At 44.0% G+C, this 638-nt stretch carries 2 pseudogenes; both read right to left on the bottom strand.

The features are described from left to right. Positions 1 to 264 (bottom strand): annotated as a pseudogene (locus CIK04_RS27925) (iron-sulfur cluster assembly accessory protein); the annotation flags it as partial. A gap of 71 nt (positions 265 to 335) precedes the next feature. After that, positions 336 to 638, bottom strand: a pseudogene (locus CIK04_RS27920) (iron-sulfur cluster assembly scaffold protein); the annotation flags it as partial.

Raw genomic sequence — 638 nt, 5'->3', positions numbered from 1 at the left:
GCCTTCATTCAACCCTTCTTTTACGTAGTTCAAGTTGCGTGCCGTCGAGGTACACCAAGCTCTTTTTATCGATAATCACCTTAACGCCTGAATGTTCAAACACTTCGTCTTCTTCAGTTCAGTTCGTCACAAACTCAAGGACGATAGGTCCATACCCGAACAACCAGTCGTCTTCACACCTAAACGTAAACCAATGCCTTTGCCTCGGTTATCTAGGAATGCTCTTACTCGATTTGCTGCGGAATCTGTTAATGTAACGGCCATACTGCACCTTAGTTAAATAGTTTACCAATGGAATGGGAGCATAAGGCCCCCATTATAACCTCAAAAAAACCTTAAAGTTGGTGTTTTTCTTTGTAGTCAGCCACTGCGGCTTTAATTGCATCTTCTGCAAGAATTGAACAGTGCACTTTCACTGGTGGCAATTCAAGCTCTTCTGCAATTTCCGAGTTTTGATCGAAGCCGCTTCTTCGATGCTCTTGCCTTTTACCCATTCGGTAACCAATGAGCTTGATGCAATCGCACTACCACAACCGTAAGTCTTGAACTTTGCGTCTTCAATGATGCCTTCTGGCGTTACTTTGATTTGCAGTTTCATTACGTTCACCATCATGCAGGAGCACCAACATGCCGCTACC

Source organism: Vibrio sp. 03_296 (genome assembly GCF_002265885.1).
Note: the sequence above shows the minus strand (reverse complement) of the source record. Positions and strands in the feature narration are given on the sequence as shown.